A 19,529-nucleotide genomic window follows, 5' to 3' on the forward strand; every position below is an offset into this window, starting at 1 on the left:
GGCGGTCGTCGCATGGGCGGCGGCGTCATCGGCGCGGGGGCAGGAGGGCCGGTGGGCACACATGGCGCACCTCCACAGGGGTGGAGCGACCCGGACGGTCCGTGTGCACCGACCGTGCCCGGGCCGCGCATGCGGCGGAACCGCCCGCCGGGAAACGTGACGGCCCCCGGACGGTCCCGGGACGTTCTCCCGGCGGCCGGGGCCGACTCGCCACCGAAGGGGTGACGATGACTGGCTCCGGACCCCCGCGCCGGGTACTGGTGGAATCCCTCATTCCGCTCATTTCGGGAGGTTCCCCATGTCCGTACGCCCCGTCCTCGGCGCCGCGGCCGGTTCCGCGCTGCTGTTGCTCGGCCTCACCGCGGCGGCCCCCGCGCCCGCGTCGGCCGCCCCCGCCGCATCCGCGCCCGCATCCGCGCCCGCATCGGTCGCCCCCGCGGAGTCCGTGACGGTGGACGGGGAGGGCCGGATGGCCGACGGCTCCGTCACCCTCTCCGGTACTTACCGCTGCCTCGGCGGCGTCGGACCGGTCTTCGTCAGCTCCTCGGTCAGCCGGCCCTCGTCCGACGTCCGCTACTCCGTCGGCGGCACCCGCGCGGTGTGCGACGGCAAGGAGCACCGCTGGCAGAACAGCGGGACCGTGCCGGCCGGTGCCCTCGAGGCGGGCCGGGCCCACGTCGAGGCCGCCCTCTTCGAGCTGCGCCCGGGCGGCCTGCTGCTGCTGCCCGTCTTCCACGCCGTCGAGCGCCGGGGCATCACCCTGGTCCAGGGCTGACCCGGGCGGCCCCGCTCACAGCTCACCGCCGGGCCAGTCCAGCAGGCGGGCGCCGATCACCGCCGTCTGGAGCACGTAACGGTGGGAGGGGTCCGACGGGTCGGCGCCGGTGAGCTTGCGGATGCGCTCCAGGCGGTAGGTCAGCGCGCGCACGCTCAGCGAGAGCCGCCGGGCCGCCTCCGCGGCGACGCAGCCGGAGTCGAAGTACGCGGTGAGCGTGTCCAGCAGGGGCGCGGCGCCGCCGCGGGCCGTGGTCAGCGGTCCCAGGGTGTTGCGCACCAGGTCGGCCATGGCCTGGCGGTCGCGTGCCAGTACGGGATAGACGAGCAGGTCGGAGGCGTGCAGCACCGGATCGTCGAACCCCAGCCGCTCGGCCATCTCCAGTGAGCTGAGCGCCTCCTCGTAGGACTGGACGACACCGCCGGGACCCGGCTGCGGGCGGCCGATGGCGACCTGGCCGCCGTCGGTGGCGGCGTGTGCCTGCTTGGCGAAGTACGTGAGCACCTCCCTCTGGTGCCCGGGCGCGATGCACAGCAGCCGTCCGTCCTTGGTGGTGAGCAGGATGCTGCGGTCACCGAACCGGGAGATCAGGGCGCGCTCCACCTGCTGCGGCACCGGATCGCCCTCGTCGTAGGCGGCCACGCCCTGGGCGACGGCGACCGCGTGCTCGTGGGACAGCCGCAGCCCGAAGCGCTCGGCGCGTTCCGCCAGCCGCCCCAGGTCGCTGCGGCCGTAGAGCAGGTCGTCGATGAACTCCCTTCGTGTCGCCTCCTCCTGACGCACCGCCATCCGCTGCGCCCGCTCGTACCCCTCGGCGAACGCGTCCACGACCTGCTGTACGGCCGAGAGTGCCCCGTCGGCCGAGTCCGCCCCGCGCGGCCACGCCCCGCGGGCGCCGGACAGGTGCGCGCTGACGAGGGAGCGCAGACCGAAGCCCGCCTCCGCGGCCCGTTCCCCCAGGGCCCGCCGGGAGGTGATCTCGTCCCGGGTGAGGCGCCTGCCGGTGGCCGCGACCTCGGCCAGAATGCGGGCATAACCTTCCAGGTACTGCTCCGGGATCTCCCGTTCGGTCATGTCTTTCCCCTGGTTCCTGACGCTTCCCTGATGCGTCGGTTGTGCCGCACCGGCATCAAGACCCTAATGAATATTGCCGGGTTCCGGCAATGCGCGAGAGCGTCCCGAGCGGGCAGCATGGGCTGCGGGGAGCACCGCGGATGGTTCCGGTGCCGGGCACCGGCAGGCGCCCGGCACCGGCACCCGGAGGGGAGCGGTGTCACCCCCTCGACGTGAACGGTGGGCAGGGGGCGTACCGGGTGCGGACGGACACCGTCCGCACCCGGGGCGGAACCGCGGCGCCGACCGCGCCGTCCCCTCCTCCACCGGACCCTCGTCCGCCTCGCCAACGAGGCGCCGTTCCACCCGACTTCTGCCCGCATTCCAGCCCAGGAGGACGTGTCCCATGGATGCCGCCACCGTGGGCATCGCCGTACTCGTCGGCGTCGCCCTGCTGTTCGTGCTCATCGGCCTGCTCGTCGTCTCGAAACTGTTCCGCAAGGTGGAGCAGGGCAAGGCGCTGATCGTCTCCAAGGTCCGCAGGGTCGACGTGACCTTCACCGGGTCGGTCGTGCTGCCGGTGCTGCACAAGGCCGAGGTGATGGACATCTCGGTGAAGACCATCGAGATCACCCGGGCCGGCAAGGAGGGCCTGATCTGCCGGGACAACATCCGGGCGGACATCCGCATCACCTTCTTCGTCAAGGTCAACAAGACCGTCGACGACGTCATCAAGGTCGCCCAGGCCGTCGGCACCGCGCGGGCCAGCGACCGCAACACGCTCCAGGAGCTGTTCCACGCCAAGTTCTCCGAGGCGCTGAAGACCGTCGGCAAGCAGATGGACTTCACCGACCTCTACACCAAGCGCGAGGAACTGCGGTACCGCATCATCGAGGTCATCGGGGTCGACCTCAGCGGCTACCACCTCGAGGACGCCGCGATCGACTACCTGGAGCAGACGCCGCTGGCCCAGCTCGACCCGGGCAACGTCCTCGACGCGCAGGGCATCCGCAAGATCACCGAGCTGACGGCCGTGGAGCACGTCCACACCAACGAGGCGCAGCGCAACGAGCAGAAGGAGATCACCCGGCAGGACGTCGACGCGCGCGAGGCGATCCTGGAGCTGGAGCGCCGGCAGGCCGACGCCGAGATCAAGCAGAGGCGCGAGATCGAGACCGTACGGGCCCGCGAGGAGGCCGAGACCGCGCGGGTGGTGGAGGAGGAGCGGCTGCGCGCACAGAGCGCCTTCCTGCGCACCGAGGAGCAGCTCGGCGTGCAGCGCGAGAACCAGGCCCGCGAGGTGGCCGTCGCCGCCAAGAACCGCGAGCGGGTGATCGCCGTGGAGAGCGAGCGCATCGAGAAGGACCGCCTCCTCGAGGTCATCGCCCGCGAGCGGGAGACCCAGCTGACCAGGATCGCCGCCGACAAGGAGGTCGAGGCGGAGAAGCGGGAGATCGCCGAGGTCGTCCGGGAGCGGGTCGCGGTGGACCGTACGGTCGCCGAGCAGGAGGAGTCCATCAAGAAGCTGCGGGCCGTCGAGGAGGCCGAGCGGCAGCGCCAGGCGGTGATCATCGCCGCGGAGGCCGAGGCGCAGGAGCAGCTGGTCAAGGACATCAAGGCCGCGGAGGCCGCCGAGCAGGCCGCCACGCACCGCGCTGCCGAGGAACTCACCCTCGCCGAGGCCCGGTTGAAGACCGCAGACCTCGACGCACGGGCCAAGCTGCGGCTGGCCGAGGGCGTCCAGGCGGAGTCCGCGGCCGAGGGGCTGGCCCTCGTCCAGGTCCGCGACAAGGAGGCCGAGGTCATCGAGAAGGCGGGCCGCGCCGAGGCCGAGGCCACCCAGGCCCGGCTGCGCGCGGAGGCCGAGGGGGCACGGGCCCAGGCGCTCGCCGACGCGGAGGCCATCAGCGGCAGGCTCCGTGCGGAGGCGGCCGGCCTCACCGAGAAGGCGGCGGCGATGGCCGCCCTCGACGAGGCGTCCCGCGGCCACGAGGAGTACCGGCTGCGGCTGGAGGCCGAGAAGGACATCCGGCTCGCCGGACTGGAGGTGCAGCGGCAGGTCGCCGAGGCGCAGGCCACGGTCCTCGCCACCGGACTGGAGAACGCGGACATCAACATCGTCGGCGGGGAGTCGGTGTTCCTCGACCGCCTCGTCTCCTCGATCGCGCTCGGCAAGGGCGTGGACGGCTTCGTCCAGCACTCCGAGACCGCGCAGGCCCTCGCCGGGCCGTGGCTGGACGGCTCCGCGAGCTTCACCGACGACCTGAGCCGCCTCCTGGGCTCCGTCTCCACCGCCGACGTGCAGAACCTCACGGTCTCCGCGCTGCTGATGCGCCTGATGCAGCAGGGCGGTGAGAACACCGGACGGTTCAAGGAACTGATCGAGAAAGCCGGTGAGCTGGGCCTGTCGGACACACCGCTGGCCGTGTCGAACGGCCGTGCCAGGGCCTGACCACCCTCCGGTCGGGAGCCGCCGCACAGGGGACGGCGGCCCCCGACCGCACCATCCGAGAGGCAGCCATGACCACCGGCACCCACGAGCCCGTGAACCCGGCCCCGAGCGAGACGCCGGGCCCGGGCGCCCACGGAACCAGCACCGCTTCCGGCCGTTCCGGGGCCGGCGCCCGCCGCGGTGCGCCCGGAGCGGGCGGGGCCGGGCCGGCGGCCGACGGCGGCGCCTACCAGGTGCTGCGCGACCGCCTCGCCACCCAGGCAGCCGAACTCGCCCGCCGCGCCCAGGCGTTGAACCACCGCCGGGCCGAGGAGTTCGGCGCCCCCGAACTGCGCCTCACCGGCACCGAGCGGCTGCGCACCGACCGCACCGCCGTGCCCCGCGACATCGTCGCCGTCGGCGACGTGCTGCTCTTCGGCTACGACACCCGGCCCCGCCCGGAGGCCGACACCACGGTCGGCGACGTCCTCGCCCCGCACGACCGCGACCTGGGCCGCCTCCCCGACGACGCCGTCCCCGGGCTCCTCGACGACCCCGGCTTCGTCCGCGAGTTCGCCGCCCTGCACCGCTACTACCGCCAGGCGCGCCTGCTGCGGCTGCGCCGGGTCGACGGCAGGCTGCTCGCCGTCTTCCAGACGGGCGAGAAGGCCGGCGACATCCGCGTCCTGCGCTGGGCGATCCCGGAGGACGGCCGCTCGGCGGTCTTCCTGGACGCGCGCGGCGACCGCGACCACGCCCGCATCCCGCCCGCCGACGTCGACTGGACGCCCACCACCCGCGAGGACCACGTCCTCGGCCGTCACCCCCACGTCTCCGTCCAGGGCGAGGTGTTCGTCGACACCCTCGGCGGCACCCTCACCGTCAAGACCGAGAACGACACCGACACCCCCGACGGCGTCCACAGCGAACCGGTCGACGAGCCCCTGCAGTCCCTCGCCGACGCCGAGATCGCCCACGCCCGCGTCGGCCCCCTGATCCTGCTGCGGATCCTCCCCTACAAGGAGACCGTCCACCGCCACCTGGTCTTCAACACCCTCACCCGCTCCGTCGTCCGCCTCGACGGCATCGGACAGGGATGCCGCCGCCTCCCCGACGACCAGGGCATCGTCTTCCCCGGCGGCTACTGCCTGGCCGCCGGCCCCCACAAGACGTACGAACTCGACACCAGCGGCATGGAGTTCGCACACGAGGTGCGCTCCCCGTACGGCGAGGACGTGCTGTACGCCTTCCACGCGCCCGGACGCGGACGCGCGCTGCTGCTGTCGTACAACCTCATCCGCGAGGCGGTCGCCACCCCGATGGCCTGCCACGGCTGGGCGCTGTTCGACGACGGGCTCCTCGCCCTGCTGCGCCCCGACGGCGACGATCCCGCCCGCGTCCACCCCGTGCAGCTGTGGCACTCGCCCTACGTCTCCGACACCCACGCCGCCGCACAGCCCGTCGGCGAGGGCCCGCTGGCCCGCGTCGGCAACGCCGACCTGGTGCGCGGCGTATCCGACTGCCTGTCCCTGGCCCGCTCCGTCGCCGAGACCACCCCCACCACCGAGGTGTACACGGCCCTGGTGGCCGCCTGTGTGCGCGCCCTGGACACCCACCACTGGCTGGGTGACACCGGACTGGGCGACCTGCGCACGCCGTTGGAGCAGATGCGGGCCACCTCCGACCAGGTGCTGGCCGAGTTCGAGACCGTACGCGACCTCACCGGGCGGGCCGCCGACGCGCTCGACGAGGCGGCGGACCGGATCGCCTCGGTGGTGCGCCGGCTGCGCGGCGAGCAGCCCCGCGAGGCCGCCGCCTGGGTCACCGGACTGACCGAACTCCGCCACGCCCAGGGCCGTCTGCTGACCCTGAAGGAGATGCGGTACGCGGACCGGGCCCGCATCGACGCGCTCGCCGAGGGGGCCGAGGCCGACCTCGCCTCCTTCGGGCAGCGCGCGATCGCCTTCCTGGCCCGCGAGGACGCCTTCGCCGCCCACCACGCGGACGTCGAACGGCTGGTCGCCGACGCGGAAGCGGTCACCACCACCGCCGAGGCCGCCCCGGTCGCCGCCCGCCTGGACGAACTCGCCGACGGACTGGGCACGGTGACCGAGGTGGTCACCGGGCTCGACATCGCCGACGCCACCGTCCGCACGGCCGTCCTGGAGCGGATCGCCGAGGCGACGGGCGGGGTCAACCGCGCCCGCGCCACCCTCGAGGCCCGCCGCCGGTCCCTCCTCGACCGGGAGACGCGCGCCGGTTTCACCGCCGAACTCGCCCTGCTCGGCCAGACGGTCACCGGCGCCCTCGCGGCGGCGCACACCCCGGAGGCCTGCGACGAGCAGCTGACCCGGGTGCTGGCGCAACTGGAGTCCCTGGAATCCCGGTTCGCCGAGTTCGACGACGTCCTCGGTGAGCTCGCCGACCGGCGCACCGAGATCCACGAGGCGTTCTCCGCCCGCAAACAGAGCCTCTCCGACGCCCGCGCCCGCCGCGCCGAACAGCTCGCCTCCGCCGCCGACCGCGTCCTGGAGACGGTCGCCCGGCGCTGTGCCGCGCTCCCCGACGCGGACGCGGTCAGCACCTACTTCGCCTCCGACCCGCTCGTCGCCAAGGTCCGCCGCACCGCCGGCGAACTGCGCGGACTCGGCGACCGGGTCCGGGCGGAGGAGCTCGAGGGCCGGCTGCGCTCCGCCCGGCAGGAGGCCGCCCGTGCCCTGCGCGACCGCACCGACCTCTACGCGGACGGCGGACGCGCCATCCGCCTGGGCGGCCACCGGTTCGCCGTCTCCACCCAGCCGCTCGACCTCACCGTCGTCCCGCACGGCGACGGTCTCGCGCTCGCCCTCACCGGCACCGACTACCGCGCCCCCGTCACCGACCCCGCGCTTCTCGCCGACCGCCCGCTCTGGAACCGGCACCTGCCGTCCGAGTCGCCCGAGGTCTACCGCGCCGAACACCTCGCCGCCCGTCTGCTGCACGAGAACGGCTCCGCCGCCCTGACCGGCGCCGACGACCTCGCCGCCCTGGTCCGCCGGGCCGCAGAGGAGGCGTACGACGAGGGGTACGAACGGGGCGTCCACGACCACGACGCCACCGCGATCCTCACCGCCGTCCTGCCCCTGTACGACGGCGCGGGCCTGCTGCGCCACGAACCCGCCGCCCGCGCCCACGCCCTGCTGTACTGGGCGCACGGCACCACGGACGGGGAACGCGCCGACCTCACCCGCCGCGCCCGCTCCCTGGCCCGCGTCCGGGACGCCTTCGGGCCCCCGCCCGCCCTCGGCGCGCTGCAAACGGAGCTCGCCGGGGCCGTACGCGACTGGGACGCCGCCGCCCCCGTCCGCCCGGAGGCCTGCGCCGCGTACCTCTTCGACGAACTGACCAGCGGCCCCGACGGATTCGTCATCGGCGCCCGCATCCGCACGCTCCTGGACACCTTCCGCCGCGAGGTCACCACCGAGGCCTACGACGACGACCTCCCCGCCCTCACCGACCTCCCCGCCCGCCGCCAGCTGGTCGAGGCCTGGCTGACCGCGTACGCCGCGTCCACCGGGGAACGGCTGACCGCCGGCGACCTCGCGGAGGCGGTGGCAGCCGAACTCTGCCCCGACGTCCCCCGCCACACGTGCGACGCACCCCTGACCGTCACGGTGGAGGGCCTGCTCGGCACCCACCCCCGGATCACCGACCGCCGCCTCCCCCTCCGCCTGGACGAATTCCTCGCCCGCACCGAGGAGTTCAGGGAGCGCCACGTACCGGCCTTCCGCGCCTTCCAGCGCCGCCGCACCGCCCTGGTGACCGCCGAGCGCACCCGGCTGCGCCTGGACGACCACCGGCCGCGCGTGATGTCGTCGTTCGTCCGCAACCGTCTGGTCGACGAGGTCTACCTCCCGCTGGTCGGCGACAGCCTCGCCAAGCAGCTCGGCACCACGGGGGAGTCGGGCCGCACCGGCGCCGGCGGCCTGCTGCTGCTGGTCTCCCCGCCCGGCTACGGCAAGACGACCCTCATGGAGTACGTCGCCGACCGCCTGGGCCTGGTCCTGGTGAAGGTCAGCGGCCCCGCGCTCGGCCACGCGGTCACCTCGCTCGACCCGGCCGAGGCGCCGAACGCCACCGCCCGCCAGGAGATCGAGAAGATCAACTTCGCGCTGGCCGCCGGCAACAACACCCTCCTTTACCTCGACGACATCCAGCACACCTCGCCCGGACTGCTGCAGAAGTTCATCCCGCTGTGCGACGCCACGCGCCGGATGGAGGGCGTGTGGGAGGGCGAGCCGCGCACCTACGACCTGCGCGGGAAACGGTTCGCCGTCTGCATGGCCGGCAACCCCTACACCGAGTCCGGCGAGACCTTCCGGGTCCCCGACATGCTGGCCAACCGCGCCGACGTGTGGAACCTCGGCGACGTCCTCACCGGCAAGGAGGACGTCTTCGCGCTCAGCTTCGTGGAGAACGCCCTCACCGCCAACCCGGTGCTCGCCCCGCTCGCCGGCCGCGACCGCGCCGACCTGGACCTGCTGATCCGCCTCGCCGAGAACGACCCCACCGCCCGCGCCGACCGCCTCGTCCACCCCTACGCCCCCACCGAACTGGACCGCGTCCTTGCGGTGCTGCGCCACCTGCTCACCGCCCGCCGCACGGTCCTCGCCGTCAACGCCGCCTACATCGCCTCCGCCGCCCAGTCCGACGAGGCCCGCACCGAGCCGCCGTTCCGGCTCCAGGGCTCCTACCGCAACATGAACAAGATCGCCCAGCGGATCCAGCCCGTCATGAACGCCGCCGAGCTGTCCGCCGTCATCGACGACCACTACACGGCCGAGGCCCAGACCCTCACCACCGGAGCCGAGGCGAGCCTGCTCAAACTCGCCGAACTGCGCGGCACCCTCACCCCCGACCAGGCGGTCCGCTGGACCGGGCTGAAGGCGGCCCACGTCCGCACCGTGGCCCTGGGCGGCCCCGACGAGGACGCCCTGGCCCGCGCGGTCGCCGCCCTTTCCCTCCTCGGCGACCGCATCGCCGCCGTCGAGTCGGCCATCACCCGGGCCACCGACCTACGACAGCTCACGGCCGACCCGGGGGACAGGGCCTGAGGCCGCCGCGGTCGGCCCCTCACAGCACCTGCAGCGCCGCCAGCTCCTCCGGCGTACGCGGATTGGCGGCGCCGCCCGCCAGCAGCCCCCGGGCCCGCAGCAGCCTCCCGACCGCCACTCCCCACGGCAGCCGCAGCCCCGCCGTCGTGAGGAGGTCCGTGCGGGCCAGCATGTCGGCCGCGGGTCCGGTGTGCGCGCCGGACGGGGTGAGCAGGGCCGCGTCATCGGCCCAGCGCAGGGCCAGGTCCACGTCGTGGGTGGCCATGACGACCGTCGTACCGTTCTCGCGCAGGCCGTCGAGGGTCGCCAGAAGGCGTTCCTGGCCGTCGGGGTCCAGGCCCGCCGTCGGTTCGTCGAGGACCAGGACACGGGGCCGCATCGCGACCGCGCCCGCGATCGCCGTCCGCTTGCGCTGCCCGTAGGACAGCAGGTGTGTGGGACGGTCGGCGAGGGCGGCGATGTCCAGCGCGGCCAGCGCCTCCGCCACCCGGGCGCGCACCTCCGCGTCGGGCAGGCCGAGGTTCAGCGGGCCGAAGGACACGTCCTGTCCGACGGACGCGGCGAACAACTGGTCGTCGGGGTCCTGCACCACCAGCTGCACGGTGGTGCGCAGCGCCGTCAGGCCCTTGCGGTGGTAGCGGACCGGTCGCCCCTCGACGGTCAACTCGCCTCCGTCCGGACGCAGTCCCCCGCTCAGCAGCCGCATCAGCGTCGTCTTGCCGCTGCCGTTGCGTCCCAGCAGCGCCAGCGCGCGCCCCTCGCGCACCTCGAAGTCCAGGCCGCTGAGCACGGGCGGGCCGTCCTCGTACGCGAACGACGCGCCCCGCAGGGCCACCAGGACGGTCCCGCTCACGACAACGGCCTTTCCAGTAGGAGGGCGAGGGCGGCCAGCGCCGCCAGCAGCGCCACGCTCAGCGCCGTGAACCGGACGGAGACGCGGACTTCGGGCACCAGCACGCGCAGGGTGCCGTCGTAGCCGCGCCCGGCGAGCCCGGCCTGCAGCCGCGCCGCCCGGTCGAAGGACCGGACGAACGCGGTCGCGCCGAGCCCGCCCAGCGAACGCCACGCCGCCGCCCGGGTGGTGTGCCCGAGCCGGGCCGCCTGCGCCTCCCGGACGCGGCGCACCGAGTCCAGCAGCAGGAAGCTCATCCGGTACGTCACCAGCGCCACGTCCACGAGCGGGGCCGGTACCCCGGCCCGCACCAGGCGCGGCAGCAGGTCGGACATCGGTGTGGTGAAGGCGAACAGCAGGACGCCCAGCGAGGCCGCCGACGTGCGCAGCAGCACCTCCCCGGCGCGTGGCGGCCCGTCCTCGGCCCAGGACACGAACCCGCCCGGCCCGCCCACCCGCACCAGCAGCGTCAGCGCTCCGGTGACGCAGAAACCCAGCGGCACCCGGTACGCCCGCCACAGCCGCCGGCCCGGCACCCCGGCCGGGCCGAGCAGCACCGCGAGCGCCGTCACCAGTACCAGGGCGGCGCCCGGCCACGGCGGCAGCGAGATCGCCAGCACGGTGAGGCCCAGTCCCAGCACCGCCTTGTCCACGGGATGACGGCGGCGCCAGCGGCTGCTGTGCGCCGCCGCGTCGATCGGCAGCACGTGGTGTCAGTCCCGCCGCCGGGGCGCGGCCCCGCCGCCCGGACCGGGGCCGGCCCCGGTCCGGAATCCGTCACCGGCCGCGGGGCCGTCGCCGTCCTGTGCGGTGGCCGGTCCGCCGACGGCGTCCCGTCCCGTCGCGCCGCCCGGCCGGCTGTCGGCAGTGGCGGCGTCCGCACCGGCACCCGGTCCCGGGCCGGTCTCCGCCGCGGCGAGCGCCCGCGCCTCCCCCTGCCGCCGCCCGCGCCGCACCCCGAAGCAGTACCCGAGGACGCCCGCGCCGAGCGCGGCCTGGAGGGCGAACAGTGCCGACTCGATCTCGCCGGACGGCGGTTCGTACAGCGGCGAGAACCAGGGCTCGTAGTCCGGGTCGATCTCGGTGATCGCGGTCTCCGCCTCGGCGTCCGCGCCCGCGAACGGCTCCTCCTTGTGGTCGCCGAGCCCGAACACCAGCGGGATCACGGCGAGCGCGGCCACGAGCACCAGCAGCAGCGTGTTGATCCTGGCGTTGCGGCTCATCGGGCCGCCTCCGCCGAGTCCGCCGCCTCCGCCGGGTTCGCGGTCCCCCGTCCGGCCACCGAGGCGACCAGCACCCCGAGCCGCGTCAGCTCCGCCTTGCCCGACTGCACCAGCATGCGCATCACCAGCACGGTCAGCAGCCCCTCGCTCACCGCGAGCGGGATCTGCGTCACGGCGAAGACGGAGCCGAACTTGCCCAGCGCTCCCAGGAACCCGCTGCCGGGGTCGGGGAAGGCGAGCGCCAGCTGCACGCTCGTCACGCAGTACGTCGACAGGTCGGCGACGAACGCGCCGAAGAACACCGCCACCATCAGCGGCACGTCGCAGCGGCGCAGCAGCCGGTAGACCCCGTACCCGGCCCAGGGGCCGACGACCGCCATCGAGAAGACGTTGGCGCCCAGGGTGGTCAGCCCGCCGTGGGCGAGCAGCAGCGCCTGGAACAGCAGGGTGATGGTGCCCAGCACCGCCATCACCGGCGGCCGGAACAGGATTGCGCCCAGACCCGTGCCGGTGGGGTGGGAGCAACTCCCGGTGACCGACGGCAGTTTCAGCGCGGACAGCACGAACGTGAACGCTCCCGACGCGCCCAGCAGCAGTGTGCTCTCGGGATGTTCCCTGACGTCACGGACGAGCGACCGGGCTCCGTGGACGAGGAACGGCGCCGACGCGACGCCCCAGGCGGCCGCGTGCGCCGGAGGCAGGAAACCCTCGGCGATGTGCATGGCTCAGCAGACCCTCTCCAGCACCTCGTGGATGGTTGACGCGCCTTGGCCGGTCTCCTGGCTGACGGGTACCACCGTCCGTGCCCCGCCTTCCCGGGCCCCGAGGGACCCAGTGGCCGTCCGTGAGGACTGGAGCCGGACTTCCCGATCACAGTGGCGAGGGCCGCACCGGTATCGCACCGATTTCCCGTCACCAAGGCGTGGTGACAGTAGTGCCCGTTCCGGTCCGGTGACAAGCGGCCGTCGGGGGCGCGCGGACGGCGCCCGGCGGCTCGCGACCGGGCGCACACCTGCGTGCCCGACAGGAGCGGAGCTTCCCGCAAAGGCGGGGAGTGAGGGGCCGCCGTTCTGGGCAGCACCTTGCTGCAATTAATATGCAACAACGGTTTCCGGGCAACATGGAGTGAGGTTCGATGACGACCCGACGAATACGGGGGGCCGCCGCCGCGGTCGCGATGGCCGGTGCGGTCGCCGCCTGCTCGGCGCCGGGCGACGGCGGCGCGGGCGGCGGGGCGTCCGCCGACTCCGTCGTGATCGGGGTCCCGTCCGAACCGGACACCCTCAGCCCCCTGCTCGGCTACGGCAAGGACGGCAACTCCAAGATCTTCGACGGGCTCCTCGCCCGCGGCGCGGACATGGAGCTGAAGCCCGCGCTGGCGAAGGCCCTCCCCGAGGTCACCGACGGCGGCCGTACCTATACGTACACCCTGCGCGACGGCGTGAAGTTCAGCGACGGCGAGCCGCTGACCGCCGACGACGTGGTCTTCACGTACGAGACCGTGCTGGACGACAGGACCAACAACACCGCCAGGAGCGAACTGGACGCGATCAAAGAGGTCGAGGCGGACGGCGACGACAAGGTCGTCTTCACCCTCGACTACCCCTACGCGGCCTTCGCCGCCCGCACGGTGCTGCCCGTCGTCCCCGAGCACGTCGCGGGCGGGCAGGACCCCAACACCGGCTCCTTCAACACGAAGCCGGTCGGCACCGGACCGTACGTCCTCACCGACTGGAGCAAGGGCGAGAAGCTCACCTTCAAGGCCAATCCGCACTACTGGGGCGGCGCCCCGGAGGTGGAGAAGCTCACCATGGCGATCATCGCCGACGACGACGTCCGCGCCACCCGGCTGCGCTCGGGCGACCTCGACGGCGCGACCCTCCCGCCCAACCTCGCCGCCACCTTCAAGAGCGACGACGGCAAGAAGACGTACCGGGCGACGTCGTACGACTTCCGCGCCGTCACCCTCCCCACCGGCAACCCGGTCGCCGGCGACACCGCGATCCGCCGCGCCCTGGACCTCGCCGTGGACCGCGAGGCCATGGTCGACAAGATCCTCGACGGCGCCGGCCGCCCCGCCTACGGCCCGCTGCCCGTCGACGACCCCTGGTACGCCAAGGGCATCGACCGCCCCCAGGACCTCGACGAGGCCGGGAGCATCCTCGACGAGGCCGGCTGGAGGACCGGTGAGGACGGCATCCGCGCCAAGGACGGCCGCCCCGCCCGCTTCACCCTCTACTACCCCTCCGGCGACAAGGTCCGCCAGGACCACGCCCTCGCCTACGCCTCCGACGCCAAGAAGGCCGGCATCGACGTCCAGGTGGAGAGCGCCACCTGGGAGGTCATCGAACCCCGGATGAAGCACGACGCCGTCCTCGCCGGCTTCGGCAGCACCGGCGATCCCGACTTCGGCCTCTACACGCTCCTGCACTCCTCGCTCGCCGGCGACGGCTTCAACAACATGGCCCTCTACGACAACCCGGCCGTCGACGAGGCCCTCGACACCGGCCGCCGCGGCCAGGACCCCGAGGACCGCAAGGACGCCTACGACACCCTCCAGCGCGAACTGGTGAAGGACCCCGGCTACACCTTCCTCACCCACATCGACCACATGTACGTCCTCGCCGACCGCTGGAAGGACCTGACCACCCAGGTCGAACCGCACGAGCACGGCTTCGCCAGCGGCCCCTGGTGGAACGTCGAGGACTGGCAGCCCAAGGCATGACGACCCTCCCCTGGGGAGAGATGACCCGGCTCACGGCACGGCGGGCCCTGTCCGCCGTGCCCGTGCTGCTCGTCGTCACCTTCGGCGTGTTCGCCGTCGCCGCCGCCTCCCCCTTCGACCCCGTCAAGGCGTACGCCGGCACCGCCGCGCTCGGCGCCGACCAGGAGACTTTGGACCGGCTGCGGGAGAACCTCGGCGTGGACCGGCCCTTCACCGTCCGCTGGTGGGACTGGCTGACCTCCGCGCTCGGCGGTGACCTCGGGCAGTCCAGCGTCATGCGCCAGCCCGTGGCCGAGGTGATCGGCGAACGCATGGTCTGGTCGGCCCTGCTGTGCGCCGTCGCGTTCGCCCTCGCCGTCCTGCTCGGCACCGTGCTCGGCGTCCTCGCCGCCCGCCGCCCCGGCTCGCTCCTCGACCGTACGGTCACCTCCCTCGCGTACGCCCTGGAGGCCGCCCCGGTCTTCTGGACCGCCCTGCTCGCCGTCTGGCTGTTCGCCCTCGAGCTGGGCGTCCTGCCGGCCGGCGGTCTCACCGACACGGGCAGCGACCGGGTCACCTTCGGCCAGGTCGCCGGCCACCTGGTCCTGCCCGCCGGCGTCCTCGCCGTCTCCCAGCTGCCCTGGTTCACGCTCTACGTCCGTCAGGGCGTCGGCGACGCCCTCGCGGAGGACCCCGTACGCGGCGCCAGGGCCCGCGGCCTGAGCGAACGCACCGTCCTGCTCGGCCACGCCCTGCGCTCCGGACTGCTGCCCGTGCTCACCCTGATCGGCTCCCGCGTCCCCGAACTCATCACCGGCGCCCTGTTGGTGGAGACCGTGTTCAGCTGGCCGGGCATCGCCGCGGCCACCGTGGAGGCGGCCACCTCCGTCGACTTCCCGCTGCTGGCCGCGCTGACCACCCTCGCCACCGCCGCCGTCCTCGCCGGAAACCTCCTCGCCGACCTGCTCTACGGACTGATCGACCCGAGGGTGAAGCTGAATGAGATGTGACCACCATGGCTGACACCACCGCCGTGACGAGGACGAGGACGGGGACGGGGACGGGGACGGCGTGGCGCGCGCACGGCGCCGCCCGCCGCTCCACCCACACCCTCCGCCTGCGGGTCTCCGCGACCCTGGTCGCCGTGACGGTCCTCGCGGTGCTCCTCGTACCGCCGCTGGTCCGGCTCGACCAGCAGGCCGTCGACCTCGCCGCCAAACTCCTGCCGCCGTCCTGGGCCCATCCCTTCGGCACCGACGACGTGGGTCGCGACCTGCTGCTGCGCTGCGTCTACGGGCTCAGGGTGTCGTTGTTGGTGGGCGTGGTGGCCGCGCTCGCCGCCACCGTGATCGGCACCGCCGTCGGCGCCACCGCCGGCGCGCTCGGCGGCCGGGTCGACCGCGTGGTCATGCGCCTGGTCGACACCTTCTCCTCCGTACCGCACCTGCTGCTCGGCGTCTTCATCGTCGCCATGTTCCGGCCGGGCGTCTGGCCGGTGGTGATCTCCGTCGGCCTCACCCACTGGCTGTCCACCGCCCGCATCGTGCGCGCCGAGGTCCTCTCGATGCGCTCCCGCCCGTACATCGACGCGGCCGTCTCCGGCGGTGCCTCCCGGTGGCGGGTCGTCGTACGGCACCTGCTGCCCGGAGTGCTGCCCCAGGCCGGCCTCGCCGCCGTCCTGATGGTGCCGCACGCCATGTGGCACGAGTCGGCCCTGTCCTTCCTCGGCCTCGGCCTGCCCGCCCACACCGCCAGCCTCGGCACCCTCATCCAGGACGCCCGTGGCTCCCTGCTCGCCGGGCAGTGGTGGCCGACCCTCTTTCCCGGCCTGTTCCTGATCGTCCCCACCCTCGCCGTCGCCGGCCTCGCCGGTGTCTGGCGGGAGCGGATCAACCCCCGCCGCCGATCGGAGCTGGCCCTGTGACCGAGCGATCCCCCGTACTGTCGGTGCGCGGCCTGTCCGTACGCTTCCTGCTGCCGGGCGGCCGCCGGGTCGCCGCCGTCACCGACGCCCGCTTCGACGTGGCGCCCGGTGAATGCCTCGCCCTGATCGGTGAGAGCGGCTGCGGCAAGTCCGTCCTCGCCTCCGCCCTGCTCGGTCTGCTCCCCGCCAACGCGCGGACAGCGGGCCACGCCCACCTCGGCGACCTGGACCTGCTGACCGCCGACGAACGCACCCTCGCCCGCGCCGTGCGGGGCCGTCGCATCGGCCTCATCCCGCAGAGCCCCGCCGCCCACCTCACCCCGGTGCGCACCATCCGCTCCCAGACGGAGGAGACGGTCGCCCAGCTCACCGGCGTCCGGGGCCGTACGGCCCTGCGCGCAGCGGCCGAGCGGGCCGCCGAGCGGGCCGGGTTCCCGCCGGACCACCTCGACCGCCACCCCCACGAACTCTCCGGCGGCCTGGCCCAGCGCGCCGCCACCGCCCTCGCCCTGATCGGCGACGCGCCCCTGCTGCTCGCCGACGAACCCACCACAGGCCTGGACCGTGACCTGGTGGACCGCACCGCCGACGAACTGCGCCGCCACGTCGACGCCGACGGCGACCGGGCCCTGCTGATGATCACCCACGACCTTGCGGCGGCGGAACGCGTCGCCGACCGGGTGGCGGTCATGTACGCGGGCCGCATCGTCGAACTCACCGACGCGAAAGCCTTCTTCGGCGCCCCCGGCCCACGGCACCCCTACAGCCGGGGCCTCCTGGACGCCCTCCCCGACCGGGCCTTCACCCCCATTCCCGGCATGCCCCCCGAACTCGGCGACCTCCCCGACGGCTGCGCCTTCGCCGCCCGCTGCGACCGGGCCACCGACGCCTGCACGGTCCTCCCGCCCTTCACCGGGTCGATCGCCTGCCACCACCCGGCCCCGGCATCCGCCCCGGAGGACATCCGTGCTTGAACTGCGCGCCATCACCGCCGGTTACGACCGTCGCGCCCCCGTCGTCCGGGACGCGACCCTCACCGTCGCTCCGGGCGAGTCCGTCGGCCTGCTCGGTCCCAGCGGCTGCGGCAAGTCCACCCTGGCGCGGGTCGCCGCCCTCCTGCACCGTCCGGACTCCGGGGAAGTCGTCCTCGACGGCACCCCCGTACGCCACTGGCGCCACCGTGCCCCGCGCGAGCTGCGCACCGCTGTCGGCGTCGTCTTCCAGCAGCCCCGCCTCTCCGCCGACCCCCGCCTGCGCCTCACCGACCTGATCGCGGAACCCCTGCGCGCCACGGGCCGCCGTTCGTCCGTCCCCGACCGGGTGGCCGAACTCGCCGGAACCGTCGGCCTGACCTCCGACCTGCTCACCCGCCGCCCCCACGAGGTCAGCGACGGTCAGCTCCAACGCGCGTGCGTGGCCCGTGCGCTGGTGCTCCGCCCCCGCTGGCTGATCTGCGACGAGATGACCGCGATGCTGGACGCGTCGACCACGGCCGCGCTGGTCGGGGTCGTCGAGGACTACCGCGCCTCGACGGGGGCGGGCCTGCTGGCCGTGGGCCACGACCGGACCCTCCTGAACCGCTGGTGCGACCGCACGGCCGACTGGGAGGAGGTGGTGACGCCACCCGCGATCACCCCGTCTCCGCGTGCGAGGCGCGCGGTGGGTCGGGGCGCCCCGGCGCGGAGTTGAACCGGTAGGCGCCGTCGAGCCCGTGGAGAACCGCCATGACCGGCGCTCCGTCGAGGAGACCGACGGCACCCGCGAGCGGAGGGGCCGGCTCCGTACCCCAGAGCACCCGTCGGCGCGAGGCCGAACGTTCCGGCCACGGCGTTGCGCAGCGGGTCGTTGCCCCACACGTTCGGGAACTCCTCGACGGTCACGCCCTTGACGAAGTGCGGAACCGCGTTCGGGCCCATGAACCCGGCGAGCGCGGACAGGAGGAACGCGTGCCACATGACGAGCCACCCCCGTTCAGTCAGCGTTCGTGGACTGAGAGCGGTGGGCGGGTGCGGCGGGTTCGGTCAACGGACGCAGACTGGGATCATGACGCCCCGCCCCACCGGCCGAGCCGAGCGGTGTCGGCGCACCGAGACCCGCATCCCGGACGCCGTGCGACGACTGTTCGCCGAGGTCGGTTACGGCCGGACCACCGTCCGGGCCGTCGCGGCAGCGGCGGACACCGATCCAGGGCTGGTGATGCGTTGCTTCGGGTCGAAGGACAAGTTGTTCGCCCGGGTGTCGGGGTTCGAGCGGGAGGAGTCGGTGACCGGCCCTCCGGAGCGGGCCGCCGAACAGTTGCTGGCGGCGCTCGAACGGAAGCTCGCCGAGGAACCCACCGACGCGCCGGCCGCCATCCGGTCGATGTTCGCCCATCCCGACTCGGCCGGTGACGTCCGTGCCGTCGTGGTGTCCCGGCAGCGGCAGGCCGCACGGCATCTCGTCGACGGCGAGGCGGAGCTACGTGCCGGACTCATCGGCGCGCTCGCCCTCGGCACCGTGATCGGACGTCACCTGCTCCACCTGGCCGGCCTGCGCGACGCTCCCCCCTCGAGCGCGTCACCGCGCTGCTGCGCCGCGCCTTCCACGACATCGCCTGCGGTCCGGTTCAGCCGGACGTGGGGCGCAGCACCAGACAGACGAAACCGAGAACGTCCCGGTAGACGCGCAGCCAGCCGTCGCGGTGGGCGGAGGCCGTCGTCAGGGCCTGCGCGCTGCCCGGATCGTCCGGGTGGTCCAGGGCCCACGAGGCCAGCGATCCCGTCCACGCCCATTCGTAGTCGTCGAGTTCCCGGCGTGAGCTGATGTGCCCGTGGACCGGGGTCCAGCCATCGGCGACGACGCGGTCCACGGTGGTCGGCAGATCACTGAGGTCGCCGAGCATCTCGACGGCCTCGGAAGAGGGCTCCCGCGCCCAGAACCCGTCACCGACCAGGATGCGTCCGCCGGGAGCCAGGTGTGCGCGAGCCGCCGCGAGGGTGGCGAGCAGACCGCCGAAGGCGTGCGTGGCCCCGACGCTGAGCACCAGATCGAACGCGTGGGAGGCCGCGAGGTCCCCGGCGTCCCCGTGATGGAGCACGAGGCGCTCCTCGACCCCGCGCACACGCGCCGCCTCCCGGGCGCGCTCCAGGGAGTCCGCGGAGATGTCGACGCCCTCGGCCCGCAGTCCCGGATGCCCGGCCAGCGCGCGCAGCAGCCACTCCCCGCCGCCGCAGCCGAGGTCGAGCACCCGCGCGCCGTCGCGCGGGACACCACGTTCCAGCAGCCGCCGCACCGAGTCGTCGTCGAGCGGAGCCGCAATCGGATGATCGGCATGGGCGAGCAGGGAGATCCGTTCACGACGCACCGCCGGATCCTGACACGGACGGAGTCGGCCCGCACGTCCTTTTCCGCCGGACGGCCGGTACAGGCGGCCGGAACCGCCGGTACCGGGTGGG

14 protein-coding genes, 1 pseudogene and 1 riboswitch are annotated in these 19,529 nt (G+C 73.9%); of the genes and pseudogenes, 9 read left to right on the forward strand and 6 right to left on the reverse strand.

The features are described 5' to 3' along the window. Window positions 1-298 precede the first annotated feature (298 nt). Window positions 299-775 (forward strand): DUF6299 family protein, encoded by a 477-nt coding sequence (locus KYY02_RS22035; RefSeq protein ID WP_371240458.1) that lies wholly within the window; start codon window positions 299-301, stop codon window positions 773-775. A 15-nt stretch (window positions 776-790) separates the two neighbouring features. Here KYY02_RS22035 and KYY02_RS22040 read toward each other — a convergent pair whose 3' ends face one another. After that, complete coding sequence (locus KYY02_RS22040) at window positions 791-1,849, reverse strand: PucR family transcriptional regulator (RefSeq protein WP_371240460.1); 1,059 nt, start codon at window positions 1,847-1,849, stop codon at window positions 791-793. A gap of 385 nt (window positions 1,850-2,234) precedes the next feature. On the opposite strand from KYY02_RS22040, the gene KYY02_RS22045 reads away from it, so the two are divergent. Next, window positions 2,235-4,280 carry an SPFH domain-containing protein gene (locus KYY02_RS22045; protein ID WP_371240462.1) on the forward strand — a complete coding sequence of 682 codons (2,046 nt, stop codon included), beginning with the start codon at window positions 2,235-2,237 and terminating at the stop codon, window positions 4,278-4,280. Window positions 4,281-4,348: 68 nt separating this feature from the next. Next, a complete protein-coding gene (locus tag KYY02_RS22050; protein WP_371240464.1) occupies window positions 4,349-9,352 on the forward strand; it encodes a DNA repair ATPase in 5,004 nt (1,667 codons plus the stop codon). 19 nt (window positions 9,353-9,371) lie between these two features. Here KYY02_RS22050 and KYY02_RS22055 read toward each other — a convergent pair whose 3' ends face one another. Genes KYY02_RS22055 through KYY02_RS22070 form a run of 4 tightly spaced genes read right to left on the reverse strand, consistent with a single transcriptional unit; the run spans window position 9,372 to window position 12,189 of the window. Next, complete coding sequence (locus KYY02_RS22055; RefSeq protein WP_371240466.1) at window positions 9,372-10,205, reverse strand: energy-coupling factor ABC transporter ATP-binding protein; 834 nt, start codon at window positions 10,203-10,205, stop codon at window positions 9,372-9,374. Next, complete coding sequence (cbiQ, locus tag KYY02_RS22060) at window positions 10,202-10,951, reverse strand: cobalt ECF transporter T component CbiQ (protein WP_371240468.1); 750 nt, start codon at window positions 10,949-10,951, stop codon at window positions 10,202-10,204. The genes KYY02_RS22055 and cbiQ overlap by 4 nt, the downstream gene beginning before the upstream one ends. Before the next feature lie 6 nt (window positions 10,952-10,957). Then, window positions 10,958-11,467: an energy-coupling factor ABC transporter substrate-binding protein gene (locus tag KYY02_RS22065; protein WP_371240470.1), complete on the reverse strand. Its 510-nt coding sequence runs from the start codon at window positions 11,465-11,467 to the stop codon at window positions 10,958-10,960. Further along, window positions 11,464-12,189, reverse strand: a complete 726-nt coding sequence (locus tag KYY02_RS22070) for an energy-coupling factor ABC transporter permease (RefSeq protein WP_371240472.1) — start codon at window positions 12,187-12,189, stop codon at window positions 11,464-11,466. Before KYY02_RS22070 ends, KYY02_RS22065 begins: the two co-directional genes overlap by 4 nt. A gap of 30 nt (window positions 12,190-12,219) precedes the next feature. Further along, a riboswitch (cobalamin riboswitch) is annotated at window positions 12,220-12,402 on the reverse strand. A gap of 200 nt (window positions 12,403-12,602) precedes the next feature. Here KYY02_RS22070 and KYY02_RS22075 point away from each other — a divergent pair. The 6 genes and pseudogenes from KYY02_RS22075 to KYY02_RS22100 form a co-directional block, all read left to right on the forward strand. Beyond that, window positions 12,603-14,192, forward strand: a complete 1,590-nt coding sequence (locus tag KYY02_RS22075) for an ABC transporter substrate-binding protein (RefSeq protein WP_371240474.1) — start codon at window positions 12,603-12,605, stop codon at window positions 14,190-14,192. A gap of 20 nt (window positions 14,193-14,212) precedes the next feature. Beyond that, window positions 14,213-15,181, forward strand: a complete 969-nt coding sequence (locus KYY02_RS22080) for an ABC transporter permease (protein ID WP_371240613.1) — start codon at window positions 14,213-14,215, stop codon at window positions 15,179-15,181. 5 nt (window positions 15,182-15,186) lie between these two features. Beyond that, complete coding sequence (locus KYY02_RS22085) at window positions 15,187-16,095, forward strand: ABC transporter permease (RefSeq protein ID WP_371240476.1); 909 nt, start codon at window positions 15,187-15,189, stop codon at window positions 16,093-16,095. Then, window positions 16,092-17,069 (forward strand): ABC transporter ATP-binding protein, encoded by a 978-nt coding sequence (locus KYY02_RS22090; protein ID WP_371240478.1) that lies wholly within the window; start codon window positions 16,092-16,094, stop codon window positions 17,067-17,069. Before KYY02_RS22085 ends, KYY02_RS22090 begins: the two co-directional genes overlap by 4 nt. Beyond that, the gene (locus KYY02_RS22095; RefSeq protein WP_371240480.1) at window positions 17,062-17,784 is read left to right on the forward strand and encodes an ABC transporter ATP-binding protein; all 723 of its coding nucleotides are present in this window, start codon (window positions 17,062-17,064) and stop codon (window positions 17,782-17,784) included. The genes KYY02_RS22090 and KYY02_RS22095 overlap by 8 nt, the downstream gene beginning before the upstream one ends. A gap of 354 nt (window positions 17,785-18,138) precedes the next feature. After that, window positions 18,139-18,582, forward strand: a pseudogene (locus tag KYY02_RS22100) (TetR family transcriptional regulator); the annotation flags it as partial. Between the two features lie 118 nt (window positions 18,583-18,700). On the opposite strand, the gene KYY02_RS22105 reads toward KYY02_RS22100, so the two are convergent. Next, window positions 18,701-19,438: an SAM-dependent methyltransferase gene (locus tag KYY02_RS22105; protein WP_371240482.1), complete on the reverse strand. Its 738-nt coding sequence runs from the start codon at window positions 19,436-19,438 to the stop codon at window positions 18,701-18,703. Between the last annotated feature and the right edge of the window lie 91 nt (window positions 19,439-19,529).

It is taken from the genome of Streptomyces pimonensis (genome assembly GCF_041380215.1).
Lineage (GTDB): Bacteria > Actinomycetota > Actinomycetes > Streptomycetales > Streptomycetaceae > Streptomyces > Streptomyces pimonensis.

What these genes read in the sequence shown, in the direction of transcription:
- KYY02_RS22035 (WP_371240458.1), top strand. Translation starts at nt 299, where the DNA reads ATGTCCGTACGCCCCGTCCTCGGCGCCGCGGCCGGTTCCGCGCTGCTG.
- KYY02_RS22040 (WP_371240460.1), bottom strand. Translation starts at nt 1,849, where the DNA reads ATGACCGAACGGGAGATCCCGGAGCAGTACCTGGAAGGTTATGCCCGC.
- KYY02_RS22045 (WP_371240462.1), top strand. Translation starts at nt 2,235, where the DNA reads ATGGATGCCGCCACCGTGGGCATCGCCGTACTCGTCGGCGTCGCCCTG.
- KYY02_RS22050 (WP_371240464.1), top strand. Translation starts at nt 4,349, where the DNA reads ATGACCACCGGCACCCACGAGCCCGTGAACCCGGCCCCGAGCGAGACG.
- KYY02_RS22065 (WP_371240470.1), bottom strand. Translation starts at nt 11,467, where the DNA reads ATGAGCCGCAACGCCAGGATCAACACGCTGCTGCTGGTGCTCGTGGCC.
- KYY02_RS22070 (WP_371240472.1), bottom strand. Translation starts at nt 12,189, where the DNA reads ATGCACATCGCCGAGGGTTTCCTGCCTCCGGCGCACGCGGCCGCCTGG.
- KYY02_RS22075 (WP_371240474.1), top strand. Translation starts at nt 12,603, where the DNA reads ATGACGACCCGACGAATACGGGGGGCCGCCGCCGCGGTCGCGATGGCC.
- KYY02_RS22080 (WP_371240613.1), top strand. Translation starts at nt 14,213, where the DNA reads ATGACCCGGCTCACGGCACGGCGGGCCCTGTCCGCCGTGCCCGTGCTG.
- KYY02_RS22085 (WP_371240476.1), top strand. Translation starts at nt 15,187, where the DNA reads ATGGCTGACACCACCGCCGTGACGAGGACGAGGACGGGGACGGGGACG.